Origin of the sequence: Shewanella sp. NFH-SH190041 (genome assembly GCF_024363255.1) — a bacterium.
In the GTDB taxonomy this organism is placed as follows: domain Bacteria; phylum Pseudomonadota; class Gammaproteobacteria; order Enterobacterales; family Shewanellaceae; genus Shewanella.
The window spans coordinates 3,959,884-3,978,156 of record NZ_AP026070.1; the positions used below are offsets into that span (position 1 = coordinate 3,959,884).

The following is an 18,273-nucleotide window of genomic DNA, read 5'->3' on the forward strand; positions in this document are numbered from 1 at the left end:
ACTTCAATCAAGTCTTGATTATTCTATCAAGGTTTCCAACAAAACCCTTTTGGGTTGTATGGTTAAGCCTCTCGGGTCATTAGTACAGGTTAGCTCAACGCCTCACAACGCTTACACACCCTGCCTATCAACGTCCTAGTCTCGGACGGCCCTTCAGTAGACTCTAGGTCTAAGGGATGACTCATCTTGGGGCTCGCTTCCCGCTTAGATGCTTTCAGCGGTTATCGATTCCGAACGTAGCTACCGGGCAATGCCATTGGCATGACAACCCGAACACCAGCGGTTCGTCCACTCCGGTCCTCTCGTACTAGGAGCAGCTCCCCTCAATCATCCAACGCCCACGGCAGATAGGGACCGAACTGTCTCACGACGTTCTGAACCCAGCTCGCGTACCACTTTAAATGGCGAACAGCCATACCCTTGGGACCGACTTCAGCCCCAGGATGTGATGAGCCGACATCGAGGTGCCAAACACCGCCGTCGATATGAACTCTTGGGCGGTATCAGCCTGTTATCCCCGGAGTACCTTTTATCCGTTGAGCGATGGCCCTTCCATTCAGAACCACCGGATCACTATGACCTACTTTCGTACCTGCTCGACGTGTCTGTCTCGCAGTTAAGCTGGCTTATGCCATTGCACTAACCGTACGATGTCCGACCGTACTTAGCCAACCTTCGTGCTCCTCCGTTACTCTTTGGGAGGAGACCGCCCCAGTCAAACTACCCACCAGGCACTGTCCTCAACCCCGATTCAGGGGCCAGAGTTAGAACATCAACACTACAAGGGTGGTATTTCAAGGTTGACTCCACGATGACTGGCGTCACCGCTTCAAAGTCTCCCACCTATCCTACACATGTAGGGTCAATGTTCAGTGCCAAGCTATAGTAAAGGTTCACGGGGTCTTTCCGTCTAGCCGCGGGTATACGGCATCTTCACCGCAATTTCAACTTCACTGAGTCTCGGCTGGAGACAGCGTGGCCATCATTACGCCATTCGTGCAGGTCGGAACTTACCCGACAAGGAATTTCGCTACCTTAGGACCGTTATAGTTACGGCCGCCGTTTACCGGGGCTTCGATCATGAGCTTCTCCGAAGATAACCCAATCAATTAACCTTCCGGCACCGGGCAGGCGTCACACCGTATACTTCCTCTTGCGAGTTCGCACAGTGCTGTGTTTTTGATAAACAGTTGCAGCCACCTGGTATCTGCGACTCCCGTCAGCTTAGAGAGCAAGTCTCATCACCAACAGGAGCGTACCTTCTCCCGAAGTTACGGTACCATTTTGCCTAGTTCCTTCAGCCGAGTTCTCTCAAGCGCCTTGGTATTCTCTACCCGACCACCTGTGTCGGTTTGGGGTACGATTCCTACTAACCTGAAGCTTAGAAGATTTTCCTGGAAGCATGGCATCAACCACTTCAGTGCCGTAGCACCTCGTCATCAATTCTCAGCATTATGTGTCCGGATTTGCCTAAACACACTGCCTACCATCTTAAACACGGACAACCAACGCCGTGCTGGCCTAGCCTTCTCCGTCTCTCCATCGCAGTTAGCAGAAGTACGGGAATATTAACCCGTTTCCCATCGACTACGCCTTTCGGCCTCGCCTTAGGGGTCGACTCACCCTGCCCCGATTAACGTTGGACAGGAACCCTTGGTCTTTCGGCGAGGGAGTTTTTCACTCCCTTTATCGTTACTCATGTCAGCATTCGCACTTCTGATACGTCCACGGTGCCTTACGGCTTCCGCTTCAACCGCTTACAGAACGCTCCTCTACCGCACTAGCACAAGTGCTAGTACCCATAGCTTCGGTGTATTGCTTAGCCCCGTTACATCTTCCGCGCAGGCCGACTCGACTAGTGAGCTATTACGCTTTCTTTAAATGATGGCTGCTTCTAAGCCAACATCCTAGCTGTCTAAGCCTTCCCACATCGTTTCCCACTTAGCAATAACTTTGGGACCTTAGCTGATGGTCTGGGTTGTTTCCCTTTTGACAACGGACGTTAGCACCCGCTGTCTGTCTCCCGCATAGTACTCATTGGTATTCGGAGTTTGCAAAGGGTTGGTAAGTCGGGATGACCCCCTAGCCTTAACAGTGCTCTACCCCCAATGGTATTCGTGCGAGGCGCTACCTAAATAGCTTTCGAGGAGAACCAGATATCTCCCGGTTTGATTGGCCTTTCACCCCCAGCCACAAGTCATCCGCTAATTTTTCAACATTAGTCGGTTCGGTCCTCCAGTTGATGTTACTCAACCTTCAACCTGCCCATGGCTAGATCACCGGGTTTCGGGTCTACACCTAGCAACTAAACGCGCAGTTAACACTCGGTTTCCCTACGGCTCCGCTATTCGCTTAACCTCGCTACTAAATGTAAGTCGCTGACCCATTATACAAAAGGTACGCAGTCACGGTCTCAAGAACCGCTCCCACTGCTTGTACGTATACGGTTTCAGGTTCTATTTCACTCCCCTCACAGGGGTTCTTTTCGCCTTTCCCTCACGGTACTGGTTCACTATCGGTCAGTCAGGAGTATTTAGCCTTGGAGGATGGTCCCCCCATGTTCAGACAACATATCACGTGTGCCGCCTTACTCGATTTCATCTTCAGTTAGTTTTCGTGTACGGGACTATCACCCTGTACCGTTAAGCTTTCCAACTTATTCCACTAACACCCTGAAGACTTAAGGGCTGGTCCCCGTTCGCTCGCCGCTACTTGGGGAATCTCGGTTGATTTCTTTTCCTAAGGGTACTTAGATGTTTCAGTTCCCCTCGTTCGCCTCATATACCTATGTATTCAGTATATGATGACACCTTATGGTGCCGGGTTTCCCCATTCGGACATCTGTGCCTCAAGTGCCTTTTATCGGCTAAGCACAGCTTTTCGCAGATTAACACGTCCTTCATCGCCTCTGACTGCCAAGGCATCCACCGTATACGCTTAGTCGCTTAACCATACAACCCAAATGAGTTTCATTCAGGTTGCATTGCAACTTGCTGGTTTGATAATTGTAATTCTTTCGAATCACAACGCCTTGATTAGAATACTCAATTTACTTGATTAAAGTGTTTGAGAACTCAATTTTGTATTAACAAAGCCTTTCTTAAAAAGAGAGGTTTGTTTCTACTATCAGCTTTCCAAATTGTTAAAGAACGTCATCAACTCAACTAAGGAGTCAATGTTGCCAGACAAGGCAATCTGTGTGAACACTCAACAGCGTAATGTGTCGCTTAGGTAAGGAGGTGATCCAGCCCCAGGTTCCCCTAGGGCTACCTTGTTACGACTTCACCCCAGTCATGAACCACACCGTGGTAAACGCCCTCCCGAAGGTTAAGCTATCTACTTCTGGTGCAGCCCACTCCCATGGTGTGACGGGCGGTGTGTACAAGGCCCGGGAACGTATTCACCGTGGCATTCTGATCCACGATTACTAGCGATTCCGACTTCACGGAGTCGAGTTGCAGACTCCGATCCGGACTACGACCGGCTTTCTGGGATTAGCTCCACCTCGCGGCTTGGCAACCCTCTGTACCGACCATTGTAGCACGTGTGTAGCCCTACTCGTAAGGGCCATGATGACTTGACGTCGTCCCCACCTTCCTCCGGTTTATCACCGGCAGTCTCCCTAAAGTTCCCGGCATGACCCGCTGGCAAGTAAGGATAAGGGTTGCGCTCGTTGCGGGACTTAACCCAACATTTCACAACACGAGCTGACGACAGCCATGCAGCACCTGTCTCAGAGTTCCCGAAGGCACTAAGCTATCTCTAGCGAATTCTCTGGATGTCAAGAGTAGGTAAGGTTCTTCGCGTTGCATCGAATTAAACCACATGCTCCACCGCTTGTGCGGGCCCCCGTCAATTCATTTGAGTTTTAACCTTGCGGCCGTACTCCCCAGGCGGTCTACTTAATGCGTTAGCTTGAGAGCCCAGTGCTCAAGGCACCAAACTCCGAGTAGACATCGTTTACGGCGTGGACTACCAGGGTATCTAATCCTGTTTGCTCCCCACGCTTTCGTGCATGAGCGTCAGTCTTTGTCCAGGGGGCCGCCTTCGCCACTGGTATTCCTCCAGATCTCTACGCATTTCACCGCTACACCTGGAATTCTACCCCCCTCTACAAGACTCTAGTTCGCCAGTTCGAAATGCGGTTCCCAGGTTGAGCCCGGGGCTTTCACATCTCGCTTAACAAACCGCCTGCGCACGCTTTACGCCCAGTAATTCCGATTAACGCTCGGACCCTCCGTATTACCGCGGCTGCTGGCACGGAGTTAGCCGGTCCTTCTTCTGCGAGTAACGTCACAGCTACTGGATATTAGCCAGTAACCTTTCCTCCTCGCTGAAAGTGCTTTACAACCCGAAGGCCTTCTTCACACACGCGGCATGGCTGCATCAGGGTTTCCCCCATTGTGCAATATTCCCCACTGCTGCCTCCCGTAGGAGTCTGGGCCGTGTCTCAGTCCCAGTGTGGCTGATCATCCTCTCAGAACAGCTAGGGATCGTCGCCTAGGTGAGCCTTTACCTCACCTACTAGCTAATCCCACCTGGGCTAATCAAGATGCGCAAGGCCCGAAAGTCCCCTGCTTTGACCCGTAGGTATTATGCGGTATTAGCAGTCGTTTCCAACTGTTATCCCCCTCATCTCGGCATATTCCCAGGCATTACTCACCCGTCCGCCGCTCGTCAGCAAAGTAGCAAGCTACTTCCTGTTACCGCTCGACTTGCATGTGTTAGGCCTGCCGCCAGCGTTCAATCTGAGCCATGATCAAACTCTTCAATTAAAAGTTTTGGTTGAACCCGAAGGTTCTGCTCAATGAATTCTGTCTTTGCATCATTACCCATTAAGGCAATGACTGCATTTGCATGCTGCGCGAACTTCGTTCATTGATAAAAGTCTTTGTCGACCTCATCAACATCTGCGAATGTCCACACAGATTTGCTTGTCTGTTTATATTGTTAAAGAGCAACCGATGCTGTTTCTCACCGGGTCAGGGCTGCGTATTCTACGCTTTCCTGTTGTCGCGTCAAGCATTTTTTCAAATGTTTTTCGCGTCACTCATTGCCTTAGCAAGTGAGTGAATCTTCACTTCAACAACCGCTGGAAGCGCGTTGTGCCGTGTCGATGGAGGCGCATTATAGGTAGCTTATTTTTTTTGCGCAAGGGCTTTTTTAAAGAAAAATGCAGTTTTAAGTGAATAAAAACTTACCCCCTAAAAAGGCACATCAACGCCACACATTACTCACAGATTTATCCACAAAACAGCATTTAACTGACTCACTATAAATATACTCCAAACGACAAAAGCTCTAATTGAGCCAGTCAAAATCAAGCAAAGTGGCTCAGTGAGGAAACAAGCATAGACCAAATTCGGATAATGCAACGCAAAATCCTTAAGAGAATACTCCCTGTATCTTTATTTCTGCTCCTTTCTCACTATTCAGACAACTTATGCCGCTCTCGATAAATTTTCTGAGGACACAAAAGATAAGGCCCCGATAGAAAACTATCGGGGCCTTGCTGAGTAGTATCCTACTCACTAATCCAGAAGCTGAAACAGGATTAGACTAATAAGCCAATTTTCTGATAAACATCTTTCAGAGTCTTTTCTGCACGAGCCTGTGCTTTTGCGGCACCATCACGCATCACCTGCTCCAAGAAGGCCTGATCTGCACGGAACTGATGGAAGCGTTCTTGTAAAGGTTCCAGCATGGCAACAACAGCTTCACCTGTTGCCACTTTCAGTGGACCATACATTGCCTGATCAGCATACTCGGCTTCGATATCCGCAATAGTACGCCCAGTCACCCCGGACAAAATGCTCATCAAGTTTGCAATACCCGGTTTATTTTCGATGTCGTAACGCACTACGGGTGGATTATCACCGTCAGTCATGGCTTTTTTGAACTTTTTCAGTACCGCTTTAGGATCTTCCAATAATCCCACCACGTTATTACGATTATCATCAGACTTAGACATCTTTTTGGTCGGATCCTGTAAAGACATCACTCGAGCACCTTCCTGAGGAATAAAAGGCTCAGGAACAGTAAAGGTATCGCCATAGATATTATTGAATCGAGTCGCGATATCCCGGGTCAATTCCAAGTGTTGCTTTTGATCCTGACCAACCGGAATTTCATTCGCCTGATACAGCAGAATATCTGCAGCCATCAATACAGGATAACCAAATAACCCCACATTAATGTTATTGGCGTGCTTTTGGGATTTATCCTTAAACTGAGTCATACGGCTCAGCTCACCCATTTGGGTATAACAATTCAGCGCCCATGCCAACTGCGCATGCTGGGGCACATGGGATTGCACAAATACAGTGCTCTTTTGTGGATCAATACCACAAGCAAGATAAAGAGCCAGGGTATCTAAACAGGCTTCACGCAGTTTAGCCGGATCCTGTCTAACAGTAATCGCATGCTGGTCAACAACGCAATAAAGGCAGTCGTGGCTGTCCTGCATATTAACCCACTGACGCATAGCACCCAGGTAGTTACCTATGGTCAATTCACCTGAAGGCTGTGCGCCACTAAACACGATGGGCTTACTCATTGCTTTATTGCTCCGTTACGGTTGGGCTGATATTCAAAATAGTCAGAATATCGGAAAAATATTCACATACGGCCTCTGGGCCGGACAATGCGATATCTTCACCGTAGTTATAGCCATAGGTCAAGCCAATCGATACTACACCAGCAGCTTTTGCCGCCAGAATATCGTTGCGAGAATCCCCCACCATTAATAGTGCACTGGCCGGCAGATTAAAGTGGGATAACAAATGCTGCAGTGGTAATGGATCAGGCTTCATCTTGGGTAAGGCATCCCCACCCAAAATCAGCTCAAAACAATCAGCGATATCAAACTCAGCCAATAGGGGCTCTGCGAAACGGTGCGGCTTGTTGGTGATAACAGCCAAATGCATCCCCTGCTGACGTAGCGTAGTCAGTACCTGTTTTACGTTTGGATACAATCGGCTGTACTGATGTAAATAGTGCTGATAATGCTGCATAAAAATAGGCATTGTATCTGCTAACATCTCATCAGTGACAGGTTGAGCAGAAGCAAAAGTCATTGCCCGGCGGATCAACATCGGTGCACCATTGCCAATCCAACCGCGAACCTGTTGCTCGCTACAGTCCGGCAAACCCAATTGTGCCAATGTCGCTCGGGTAGCAGCGGTTAAATCTGGAACGCTGTCGACCAGCGTACCATCTAGATCAAATGCAACACACTTTATATCCCGAGCAGAAATATTCTGTTGATGTTCCATTAAGCATCAACCTTAGCTAATTCAGCCCGCATGTTATCAATTTCAACGCGGTAATCTGGCTTATTAAAGATTGCACTACCAGCAACAAACATATCGGCTCCAGCAGCAGCAATCTCAGCAATATTATCGGTCTTTACACCGCCATCAACTTCCAGACGAATATCAAAGCCACTGGCATCAATCCGCTCCCGAACCTGACGCAGTTTATCCAATGTCCCCGGAATAAAAGATTGCCCGCCAAAGCCCGGATTGACTGACATCAACAAAATGACATCCAGCTTATCCATCACATAATCCAGATAATGCAGCGGCGTAGCTGGGTTGAATACCAAACCGGCCTTACAGCCATGAGATTTAATCAAATGCAGAGTTCGATCAATGTGTTCCGAAGCTTCTGGGTGGAAGGTAATAATAGAAGCACCAGCCTTGGCAAAATCGGGAATAATGCGATCGACCGGTTTTACCATCAAATGCACATCGATATCAGCAGTAATGCCATAATCTCGCAAAGCTTTGCAGACCATAGGGCCAATCGTTAGATTGGGGACATAATGGTTATCCATTACATCGAAGTGAACGACGTCAGCACCGGCATCCAGTACCGCCTTAACATCATCACCCAAACGGGCAAAATCAGCAGATAGAATAGATGGAGCTATCAGAAAAGGACGCATATCAATCTCGCAGCTAAATCAGGGAATAAGAAGACTTCATTCTACCTAGCTACAATCTGATGTCTCTAAAGTAAGACACATTTTTACATATTCAATCAATCGCGTTTAGAGTAATCGCCTTGCATCACAAGTGTTCAAAAATCACACTAACACTGGTAACATAACCAACGCTTGCAGTAATCATTTAACGATTTATGTAGCTAGGAAATATGTCAGCCATACAACATCTATCTATTGAGCTGCCGCCTAAGAATCATGCACAGGACAAATGGATGCCAACCTCAAGTAAGATTCATTACCCTCTCGTTGCGACAGCAATAATAATGCTTGCGGGATTATTGCTAACAGAAAGATATAGCAACGCAGAAAAACCTGTGTCTTGCCCACGGGATTACAACAATGCCTTGCCAGCAAGTCATCCCCATAATATCTGTCACAGCCAAACAGCTGATATCAGCTGGCTCGCTTGGTTAAGTGGGCGCAGCCAATCTTCCCAGCTGCACTTTGTTGATTTATTTGAACTGCTATATCGCCAGCAAGAGAAGTCATCCCCGTTAACACAGCCTCAACCATCGCAGGAATTGTAATTTGCAACGCTTGTGGCAAATCATTACCAGCACACTCTCAGCTTTTTTCGGGGTGCAAAGTAAAAACCGGCAACAACAAGATTTTCAGCAGTCGTCGGTTTTACCTTTTATCATCAGTGGCGTAATACTGGCGTTACTCTTGGTATTAGCATTATTGGGGCTAGTTGATTGGGTATTAGCGCAATATTAATGGTGAACGTTTATTCCTGCTCTTCATGGTAAGTATCATCATAAAGTGCCATCAGCTCATCCACTTTTGTACGCGCACTCCCTTTTTGGCTGATATTACGCTGCACCTGAATGCTCTCTAGCCTCGCCCCATGATACAGCTCTCGTGTCAACGGAATATCATGGTTGCTGATCAGCACAGGAATACCCCGTTCCAATGCCGTATGACGGGAATACCGAGCCAATAACGCCTGATCATCAAGAGAAAAACCGGCACCAACATAAGTGGTAAAACTGGCCGTTGTGGATAGCGGCGCATATGGTGGGTCACAATAAATCACATCGCCATCAGTGACTAATTCAAATGCCTGCTCGTAACTGATGCAGCGAAATTCAGCTCGCTGAGCTTTCTCAGCAAAAATTCTGATCTCTTTTTCTGGGAAATAAGGTTTTTTATATGAGCCAAATGGCACATTAAATTCACCTTTTTGGTTATAACGACAAAGTCCGTTAAAACCATGCCTGTTCAGATAAAGAAAATAAATCGCCCGTAAAAAAGGATCACAGCTGGAATTAAAATGTTTACGAGCGTCATAATAAGCTTCTTTGTTATTCATCCGATCAACAAATAATGCTTTTGCGGCTTGAATATATGTTTCAGGTTGACGCTTCACAATATTATACAAGTCAATAAGATCTTGATTTATATCGCAAAGAAGGTACTCGTCGTACTCAGTATTCAAAAATACCGAGCCAGCACCAACAAAGGGTTCCACCAAACGTTGCCCAGCCGGCAAGTGGCGATTCAGGGCATCAACCAATTTAAATTTACCACCCGCCCATTTCAGGAAGGCTCTGTTTTTTCTGCTCATTTAATTTGATTAACGCCGAGGAAAAAAGAAGATGACGATTGTACTCTGTTTGTCACAAAAATTCACGGCTTCAACGTTGATAGAGCGGGTATTGCTGCATCTTTACCCACTGTCGTACCACAGGTGCGGAAATTTTGTATTTATTCCCTAATAATTGCGCCGCATTTTCAGCCTCCCTCTTGGTAACATACTCACCTTGCAAGATCAGCCACCATTGGCGGTAACGCAGCACTCTGATATCCGTTTCAGCAGCTAACTTGTGTAATATGGCCGCAATAGAGCTTTCTCGGCTAACACTGGCCAACTGTACCGCGAACCCAACAGTCGGCTTACTGATATTTTGCGGGGCACTTTCGACTGCCACCGTGACCACTTCAGGCTCCGCAGGGTTATTCTCGCCATATTGATCATTCATCGTCTGCCCATCATTCAGCACTATCGTTGATGAGATATCCGGCATAATAGCCTTTGTCGTTAGTTTCATTGCGGAACCAATAACTTGCTTATTTACAGCATCCATTGCATTTTCAATAATTGAGTTCACTGACGACGTGGTCGCAGTTGTCAATGATGCCGCTTGCTGGCTATTTAATGCAGTTGATGACTCGGTTTCACCCAATTTATCCTCATATTCAGCACTGTGCACCAAACTCCCATGCGCGGTGATCGATGTCATCGCAGCGGTATTGATACCAAGCTTCTTACCTTCATCACTTTCTGACGCTATTACAGCAAAATCTTGCTGAACCGTGGCCGTGGAAATTGCAACTTTCGTCACCCACACATCAGCAACTGACTTTGGTGCCACAAACGGTAAGAATGCCTGCTTGGTGGGGGATGTTTCTTGCCGGTCTATTAGCGACTTGTCACCTTGTTTAGCGATATAAAATGGGGGGATCTTATCATCGACAGCGTCAATTTTAGGCTCAGCAGCGTCAGACTTATCAAATGGACTATATCGTGTATATGACCCTAAAGACTCAACATACCAAGGTGGTAATAACTGCTTCTCGTCGCTAACGACCAACACAGTGTTACCTATGCTTGAACCAGTAAAGGCAACATCCTTCGCCGCGTGATTAATATTTGTAACCGCTAACGACGCCGCTGGAATTGGCCCCCTACCCTCACTATGCAGCTTCATCTCATTATTAGTCTGATGAGGGTAGCTGACCAAATTATGTTTTATACCTAACCAAAGTATTCCAGCCAACGATATAGCTACGCCTAAAGCCCAGTGACGAAAAGATCGCCCATGAAAGCCTGCCGTAGCATCGTTATGATTAGCTGGTTCCAGTAGCGCTATAACATCAGCTGGCGTCATGGCTTTATCAAGGCCTGATGGTTGGCCAGTGCTGCTAGATGCCTCAGCTGAAGCAGCATCAATATTCGTCGCATAACGCTGATAAAGTAGTGTCCGCTCAGCAGGTAATAATGGCGGGATAGTAACTGTCAATAGCAAACGCCGCTGAGCCACATTCAATTTAGCTAATAGTTGGGACAGGAACTGAGGTTCTAGAGTAAAAGTCAGCGCTATGTGGCGCCCCGCACATTGTAACTGCGACAGAACTAGGCATTCCGCCCATATTGCTATCGGCAATCGGTGGGCATCATCAATCACAATATGAACAGGCTGAGCTTGCTGATCCTGCAACAGCACTAACGTCTCAGATAATGGCTGTTCATCATCAAATAAAGGGCTAGCAGATAATTGCAGCAGAATTTTACGGCGAATCTCTGCAGCATCGGCATAGGGAGGGCAGGCTACCAGTGCAGCGTTATACTCACTCAAACTGGAAATCAGTTCAGTTACTAACGTGGTTTTACCTGCACCGGCTGGGGCAGATAACACCTGCAACTGCTCACTGTAGCTGACGAGAAGTTGTAGTCGCTGTAATAATGCTTGCTGACTGGGCAGCAAGGTAAACTGGGCAGATCGCAAACACCGTACCTATCTCAGTGGCGGTGGATAACCTGCTCCAAAACAGCGTCATCAATCTGGCTGTATACACCAGCCTGACCAATCCGCTGTGGCAGAACCAGACGGATTTGACCGGCTAGCACTTTTTTATCACGCCGCATATGTTTGATAAAACTATGAAAGTCCATAGTCTCCGGCGCCTTAGTGGGTAAATCAAATGCAGCCAGCAATGCTTGAATACGACGGACATTTGACTCAGACATCAACCCCATGGCGACTGATGTCTGTGCAGCAAGCAGCATGCCAATGGCAACCGCCTCGCCATGCAACCAATTACCGTAGCCCATCTCAGCCTCAATGGCGTGCCCAAATGTATGCCCAAGATTTAGCAGGGCTCTTACCCCTTGTTCAGTTTCATCCTGAGAAACCACTTGGGCTTTAATCTCACAACAGCGGCGAATAGTTTCTGCCAATATTGTGGTGTCATGCTGTTTCAGTGCATCACTATGCTGCTCAAGATAGCGGAAAAACTCTGCATCCCAGATAATGCCATATTTGATCACTTCAGCCATCCCAGCCGCAAACTCCCTTGATGGCAAAGTCTTAAGGCACTGAGTATCAATGATTACCAACTTGGGCTGATAAAACGCCCCAATCATGTTTTTACCCAATGGATGGTTTACTGCGGTTTTTCCACCAACAGAAGAGTCCACCTGAGATAACAAGGTGGTTGGCACCTGAATAAAATCAACTCCCCGTTGATAACATGCAGCTGCGAATCCGGTCATGTCACCAATAACACCGCCACCCAGCGCTACCATCACACAGTCCCGAGCAAAATTATGCTCTAGCGCCACGCTAAAAATGGTATCCAAGGTAGACAAGGTTTTAAATTGCTCACCATCAGGCAGAATAACGCGCTGCACTTGATTACCAAGTCGCGATAACGATTGGAAAACAGAGGCTAAATAAAGCGGGGCAACAGTGGTATTGGTGACAAGCAGAATATGCTTATTTTGCAGGTAGCGGGACCAGGTCCCGCTATCCGACAACAAATCCCGGCCGATGAAAATAGGGTAACTGCGCGCTCCTAACTCAACCTGAATTTGCTGCATGGTCCTGCCTTAAAAGCCGAGTTGCTCGATAATTTGATTAGCGACCACTTTGGCACTTTGATCGTCAGTTTTAACGATCACGTCTGCAATTTCCTCATACAGAGGGTTACGGACTTCAGCTAGGTTTTCCAACACTTCACGTGGGTCGTCAACCTGTAACAGTGGACGGCGTTTATCACGCTGGGTACGGGCAACCTGCTTATCAATAGTGGTTTCCAGATATACCACAATACCACGTGCAGATAGGTAATTACGGATATCTTTGCTCTGAACAGAACCGCCTCCGGTAGCCAGAACAATACCTTGTTTCTCAGTCAAATCAGCGATGACCTGAGCCTCACGACGGCGAAAGCCTTCTTCACCTTCGACATCAAAAACCCAAGCAATGTCAGCGCCTGTACGGTTCTCGATCTCTTGATCTGAATCGTGGAATTCTAAATGAAGCATCTGCGCCAGATGGCGACCTATGGTGCTTTTACCTGCGCCCATCGGGCCTACCAGAAAAATATTACGTTTTTCAGCCATTTCTTATACGTCTGAATCTGTGAAAAATATGCCAATGCCGGTTTAAAAAACAAACCAGCCAATTGATTGTTACCTTGCTCTATTGAGACTTGACCGGGGATTATCTCAGTTTAAGCGTGGAAAAGGCAATAGACCAACCGGATTTATCCACAGAATGACCAGGTAATCCCGGCATTCCACCCAGTTGGTAAATTGACGTTAACCAGTGAAATCAAATCGATTTTTTACTTCAATTTCAGCAACATCAAATCTCTTCTGTGACAATTTTCGGTGTCACAAAAATCAGTAATTCCTGCCGCTCATTTTTATCTGTCGAATTTCTGAACATAAAGCCAAGAAATGGAATATCTCCCAATACCGGCACTTTGCTAACCCGACTAATCAGATTCTGTTGATAAATGCCACCTAAGACGATGGTTTCACCATTATCCACCAGAACCTGAGTACCAATCCGCTGAGTATCAATTGCCACCGCCGGCCCGGTCGCCGTATCCACGGTTTTACCCTGTGAATCCTGGGTAATTTCCAGATCCAAAATCACCCGGTTATCCGGGGTGATCTGCGGTGTAACCCGCAGAGATAATACCGCTTTTTTAAAGGTCACTGAAGTCGCGCCACTGGACGAGGACTCCACATAGGGGATCTCAACCCCTTGCTCAATGTAGGCGGCTTTTTGGTTGGAGGTGGTAATTCGTGGACTAGCAATAATCTCGCCCTTATTTTCCTGCTCCAGCGCACTTAATTCCAGATCCAGTACTGTACCATCTGATAATTTTGCGACATGAAAGGCAATACTGGCCGGATTACTCACCGCTGCAGGTAAATTAACATTCAATCTGTCATCAATAGAGGGAATGGTGCCCCCGGCAATATCACCCGCACCTTCCAATGATCCCGAGGTGCCTTTTGAGCCTTGCTGATCTGTGATGCCCCAGCGAATCCCGATATCCTCAGCCACATCATCCTTTACCGTCACCATTCTGGATTCGATTAGAACCTGCCGAATCGGGATATCCAACACTTCCACCAGCCGGGCAATATTTTTCAGACTCTCTGCTGAGTCTTTTACCAATAGGGTATTAGTCCGCTCATCCACAGCAACACTGCCTCGACTCGACAGCAAACTGGAATCAGCGCCGCTGAGCAGTTCGGCAATATCCGTAGCCTTGGCGTAATTGATTTGCAAATATTCGGAATATAATGGTGCGAGTTCTTTTACTTCCTGCTGATTTTTAAGGTTCTGGCTTTCACGAATAGCAAGTTCTTCCGCTGGTGCAACCATCAAGATATTGCCTTCAATTCGCTTATCCAGCCCCTTGGTTTGCAGAATAAGATCCAGTGCTTGATCCCAAGGCACATCATCCAATCTCAGGGTAATATCCCCGTCAACTGTATCACTAGTGACTAAATTGAAACGATTATAGTCGGCAATAATCTGCAACACAGTCCGTACAGGAATACTCTGAAAATTCAACGATAACCGCTTACCGTCATAACTCTTTTCCGGCTTGGCTCCTACGGGGTTATCAGCAATCGGAGTAATATCCAAAACAAACTGATCACCCTGCTGTTGGTGGCGGAAATCATAGCCACCAGTTACATCGATCAACAATCGGGTGGTTAAATCATCCTGAAATGTCTCAAAGCTTTTTACTGGAGTAGCAAAATCCTGCACATCCATAACATATAACAATGGATCGGGAATAGCCGTATTAAAAAACTTCACTTCCAGCTTGGCACCAATTTGTTCCACATCCGCCGCCACAGATTCATTATCTAGTTGAACGATCAGTCTGCCACCACCTGCGGCATTACGACGAAAATCAATTTCAGTGACATTATTAATAAAGGACTTTTTCGCTACATCTCCAGCCAGCACAGCATCATTCAGCACCAGCCGGTAAATGTTTCCCTGCACACTGACTTGATAAGGCCGAATTTGTTCCATATTAACAGCTACCTGGAGCCGTGATGCTAACTGCTCTATCGCCAAAGATGACACCCCAAACTGTTCAACGGGTAACAGACTTTTATCCAATGCTGATTGGGTATCAGCAAAACTAAGCCGTAGTCGCGCGGGCGTGGTATCGATAGTCAGTTTAGGTTCAGAAATTGGCTCACTAAACACCAACTCCATCGTTAATTGCTGATCAATAATGGCATGATATTTTATATCAACCAGTTGATTGGCGAAGGATACGCCAGGCAGCAGCATGCTGCATAAGAGCCATCCCAACCAGTGGCGGGAGGATTTCCTTGGGGAAAGATTGTTCAAGACAGGAAATTCCATTCTACCTTCTTCCTTCACAGCTTATTCTGTGGTTAATTCCATGCTGCTGGCTCGTTCACTCCAGCATCCAGCACCGTCTGGGATAAGTTCTGTAATCGCAATTCTGCGGGGGCTGATTTGAATAATCTGGCCATGATAAAGCCCAAGATAATCGCCGATTCCAAGCCGGTAGACATTACCATCACCACTTTGTACCAATGCCCAGATATCTTCTCCCTGCTGCAATGTGCCGCGCATGGTTAAATTATCCAAAGCATAACTTTCTAACTGACCTTTACGACGTTGCACATCTGGTCGCAGGCAATCCCGCTCAGTTGCTACAACTTCTTCTGTTAACTCCCGTGATGGCGGTACAAACGGACTGCGTAGCAAACCAGCCTGATAACTAAAGTGCTGAAATTCAGGAGGCGGCTGCAAAGAAGGGATCCCGGCCACATGTTTTGTTTTAGTATCAGCAACAAACTGCTCTAGATCACTGCGGTCAGCAAAACAGCCAGTCAGCAGGAATAATGCACCGCCAAGCAAAAACTGCCGCACTATTTCGCCTCCTTGTCATGATCCCATTCAGCATCATCTTTAAAACGATAAGTTTTCGCTTGAATGTCCATCACCAGTTGGCCATTTGCCTGTTTACCTATACTAAAGTCGTGCAAGCTGACTATACGCGGCAACTTAGCTACCCCATCAACCAACTTCCCCAATTGATGATAACTACCGGTAACCGACATATTGATAGGAAACTCTAAATAAAAATCCCGCTCCACTTCAGCTTCCCAATTTAAACTACTGATACCTAAACCAGCATCAGTAGCAACAAAGGTAATATCATCCAACAGCCCGGGCATTTCATTTTCAGATGGCAACATTTTCAGTAACTCAGCAAATTGACTTTCCATCTCGGTGAGTTGCTGTCGATATAATGGCAAATTGGCTGCCAATTGATATTTACTGGCAAAGTCCGTTTTCAACTGCAGTTCCTGCGCCTGCTCAGCAGCTAAACTATCGAGCGCATCCGAAATAAAAAACAGGTAACTGCCACCAAATACCGTCAAGGCTAAAAATACACTAAACACCACTTTAACTAGCCGAGGCCAAGCACCGATATTGTCAAAATCAATATCATTAAATTGGCTCAAATCGATTTTCATTTCGTCGATGCCTCACTGGCCAATAAAGGTGGAGCTTCCCGGACGGTAATATTCAAATCAAATCGCTGTAAACTGCGCTGAGTATCTTGGTCAGAGACAATAGACTGCATATTGGGTTCATGGAGCCAATCAGAGCTGTTCACCCGACGCATCATATTGGCAACATTATTATTTGACTCGCTACGACCATTGATCCACAACATGCTGCCTTTCTTTTCAACTTCGGACAGATAAATCCCCGCAGGCACTACCCTAACCAACTCGTCCAGTACATGTGTCGGTAAATTTCTGGCTTGCTGCAGATCAAGAATAATCTCCGTACGCCGCTCAATATTGGCTTTACGTTTTTTTATTTGTCGAATTTCAGCAATCTGCTTTTCCAACAACTGAATTTCAGACTGCAGATAGTGATTTCGTTCCTGCTGCTGCTCGATCAACATATTTATCCCACCAAGGAACAGGTAGACGCATAAAGCACTCATTAGGAATACCAACACCAGTATTCCCATATAATCACGCTTTTGTTTCTCCCTCGCTTCTTCCCGCCAAGGTAGCAAATTTATGTTCGCCACTGACCATAGCTCCTCAGGGCCAAGCCACAGGCCACCATATATTTACCAATCCCGGTCTCCAGCCCCAAACGAATATCATCATCAGCAAAAAGACATCCCTGAAATGGGTTCGCAACCCGGGTTTGAATTGCCAGTTCACTGGTCAGCAGACTGGCCAGCCCATCGAGTTGCGCCGCGCCGCCACAAAGCACAATGTAATCCACTTTGTCTTTATCGCGGGAAGAACAGTAAATCTGCAAAGTACGTTTAATTTGCTGCACAAGCTGTGCCTGAAAAGGAGCATGTACATCAAGCACATAGTTTTCTGGTAATTGACCGCTGATTTTAGCTTTCTCGGCCTCTTCGTAAGTCATGCCATAACAGGCCTGAATAGATTGGGTAAAGTGCTCTCCACCAAAGGTCTGCTCACGCACAAATACGGTTTCGCCATGGTCAACCACAGCAAATGAGGTAATATTGGCTCCAACATTAACTAATGCCAGCGTTTTATGATGGGCGCCGGATGGTAGCTGGTTATAAATAAGCTCTGCCGATCGGCCTAGGGCATAGCTTTCGACATCCACAACTTTAGCTTCTAGACCAACCGCATCCAATGCATCAACCCGCCCATCCACATTTTCAGTACGACAGGCACTGAGTAACACATCGACTTTGGCAGAATCGGTACTGTTTAGCTGCAAGGTTTCAAAGTCGATACTGACTTCATCTAGGGAGTAAGGGATAAGATTATCGGCTTCAATTTCAATCTGGGCTTCCATTTCTTCTTCATTGAGGGAAGCATCCATATAAATCACTTTCGTGATCACTGCCGATCCTGATACAGCTACCGCAGCGTACTTCACACCTTTAGGAAGTTGCCGCACCAACTGCCGTAAGGTTTCAATAACAGCTTCAGGATCGCGAAGATCGTGATCAACTACTGCGCCCTTTTTTATCGGTACGCAAGCATAGCCAACCACTTTATATCCATCTTCCATCTGCTCAAGCAACATAGCCTTAACATCGTGAGAACCGATGTCAATTCCGACCATTTGCGGCGCATGACGATTCCATAGCTTTGCCAACATAATCCTTTGCCAATTTGTTTTATTTTTTATATTCCCTAACCCTGCTAGCGTAGCACAAAT

14 protein-coding genes and 2 rRNA genes are annotated in these 18,273 nt (G+C 46.9%); 2 read left to right on the forward strand and 14 right to left on the reverse strand.

Features of this window, described 5'->3' with window-relative positions; genetic code table 11:
* Window positions 1–58: 58 nt before the first annotated feature.
* From NFHSH190041_RS17645 to rpe, 5 genes are all read right to left on the reverse strand, one after another.
* Window positions 59–2,951, reverse strand: a 23S ribosomal RNA gene (locus NFHSH190041_RS17645).
* Between the two features lie 281 nt (window positions 2,952–3,232).
* A 16S ribosomal RNA gene (locus tag NFHSH190041_RS17650) occupies window positions 3,233–4,775 on the reverse strand.
* The 16S and 23S rRNA genes sit together here, the layout of an rRNA operon.
* Before the next feature lie 779 nt (window positions 4,776–5,554).
* Window positions 5,555–6,556, reverse strand: coding sequence for a tryptophan--tRNA ligase (trpS, locus tag NFHSH190041_RS17655; RefSeq protein ID WP_261923019.1), 1,002 nt, complete (start codon window positions 6,554–6,556; stop codon window positions 5,555–5,557).
* Window positions 6,557–6,560: 4 nt separating this feature from the next.
* Window positions 6,561–7,274: a phosphoglycolate phosphatase gene (locus NFHSH190041_RS17660; protein WP_261923020.1), complete on the reverse strand. Its 714-nt coding sequence runs from the start codon at window positions 7,272–7,274 to the stop codon at window positions 6,561–6,563.
* Window positions 7,274–7,948 carry a ribulose-phosphate 3-epimerase gene (rpe, locus tag NFHSH190041_RS17665; protein WP_261923021.1) on the reverse strand — a complete coding sequence of 225 codons (675 nt, stop codon included), beginning with the start codon at window positions 7,946–7,948 and terminating at the stop codon, window positions 7,274–7,276. The genes NFHSH190041_RS17660 and rpe overlap by 1 nt, the downstream gene beginning before the upstream one ends.
* 323 nt (window positions 7,949–8,271) lie before the next feature.
* Here rpe and NFHSH190041_RS17670 point away from each other — a divergent pair, with 323 nt between their 5' ends.
* Window positions 8,272–8,535 (forward strand): hypothetical protein, encoded by a 264-nt coding sequence (locus NFHSH190041_RS17670; RefSeq protein WP_261923022.1) that lies wholly within the window; start codon window positions 8,272–8,274, stop codon window positions 8,533–8,535.
* Window position 8,536: 1 nt separating this feature from the next.
* Entirely contained in the window at window positions 8,537–8,725 is a 189-nt protein-coding gene (locus NFHSH190041_RS17675; RefSeq protein ID WP_261923023.1) for a DUF2970 domain-containing protein, read from the forward strand.
* A gap of 10 nt (window positions 8,726–8,735) precedes the next feature.
* Here NFHSH190041_RS17675 and NFHSH190041_RS17680 read toward each other — a convergent pair whose 3' ends face one another.
* The 9 genes from NFHSH190041_RS17680 to NFHSH190041_RS17720 all read right to left on the reverse strand — a co-directional run bounded on the left by NFHSH190041_RS17680 (window position 8,736) and on the right by NFHSH190041_RS17720 (window position 18,213).
* The gene (locus NFHSH190041_RS17680) at window positions 8,736–9,575 is read right to left on the reverse strand and encodes a Dam family site-specific DNA-(adenine-N6)-methyltransferase (RefSeq protein ID WP_261923024.1); all 840 of its coding nucleotides are present in this window, start codon (window positions 9,573–9,575) and stop codon (window positions 8,736–8,738) included.
* A gap of 70 nt (window positions 9,576–9,645) precedes the next feature.
* The gene (locus NFHSH190041_RS17685) at window positions 9,646–11,517 is read right to left on the reverse strand and encodes an AAA family ATPase (RefSeq protein WP_261923025.1); all 1,872 of its coding nucleotides are present in this window, start codon (window positions 11,515–11,517) and stop codon (window positions 9,646–9,648) included.
* A 14-nt stretch (window positions 11,518–11,531) separates the two neighbouring features.
* Window positions 11,532–12,611, reverse strand: coding sequence for a 3-dehydroquinate synthase (gene aroB / locus NFHSH190041_RS17690; protein ID WP_261923026.1), 1,080 nt, complete (start codon window positions 12,609–12,611; stop codon window positions 11,532–11,534).
* A 9-nt stretch (window positions 12,612–12,620) separates the two neighbouring features.
* The gene (gene aroK, locus NFHSH190041_RS17695) at window positions 12,621–13,136 is read right to left on the reverse strand and encodes a shikimate kinase AroK (protein WP_261923027.1); all 516 of its coding nucleotides are present in this window, start codon (window positions 13,134–13,136) and stop codon (window positions 12,621–12,623) included.
* A gap of 244 nt (window positions 13,137–13,380) precedes the next feature.
* Window positions 13,381–15,426, reverse strand: a complete 2,046-nt coding sequence (locus tag NFHSH190041_RS17700) for a type IV pilus secretin PilQ (RefSeq protein ID WP_261923028.1) — start codon at window positions 15,424–15,426, stop codon at window positions 13,381–13,383.
* A gap of 21 nt (window positions 15,427–15,447) precedes the next feature.
* Window positions 15,448–15,966, reverse strand: coding sequence for a pilus assembly protein PilP (locus tag NFHSH190041_RS17705; protein ID WP_410010886.1), 519 nt, complete (start codon window positions 15,964–15,966; stop codon window positions 15,448–15,450).
* Entirely contained in the window at window positions 15,963–16,574 is a 612-nt protein-coding gene (locus tag NFHSH190041_RS17710; RefSeq protein WP_261923030.1) for a type 4a pilus biogenesis protein PilO, read from the reverse strand. The genes NFHSH190041_RS17705 and NFHSH190041_RS17710 overlap by 4 nt, the downstream gene beginning before the upstream one ends.
* On the reverse strand, window positions 16,571–17,146 hold the full coding sequence (locus NFHSH190041_RS17715; RefSeq protein WP_261923031.1) for a PilN domain-containing protein: 576 nt from the start codon (window positions 17,144–17,146) through the stop codon (window positions 16,571–16,573). Before NFHSH190041_RS17715 ends, NFHSH190041_RS17710 begins: the two co-directional genes overlap by 4 nt.
* Entirely contained in the window at window positions 17,134–18,213 is a 1,080-nt protein-coding gene (locus NFHSH190041_RS17720) for a pilus assembly protein PilM (protein ID WP_261923032.1), read from the reverse strand. Before NFHSH190041_RS17720 ends, NFHSH190041_RS17715 begins: the two co-directional genes overlap by 13 nt.
* Window positions 18,214–18,273 lie beyond the last annotated feature (60 nt).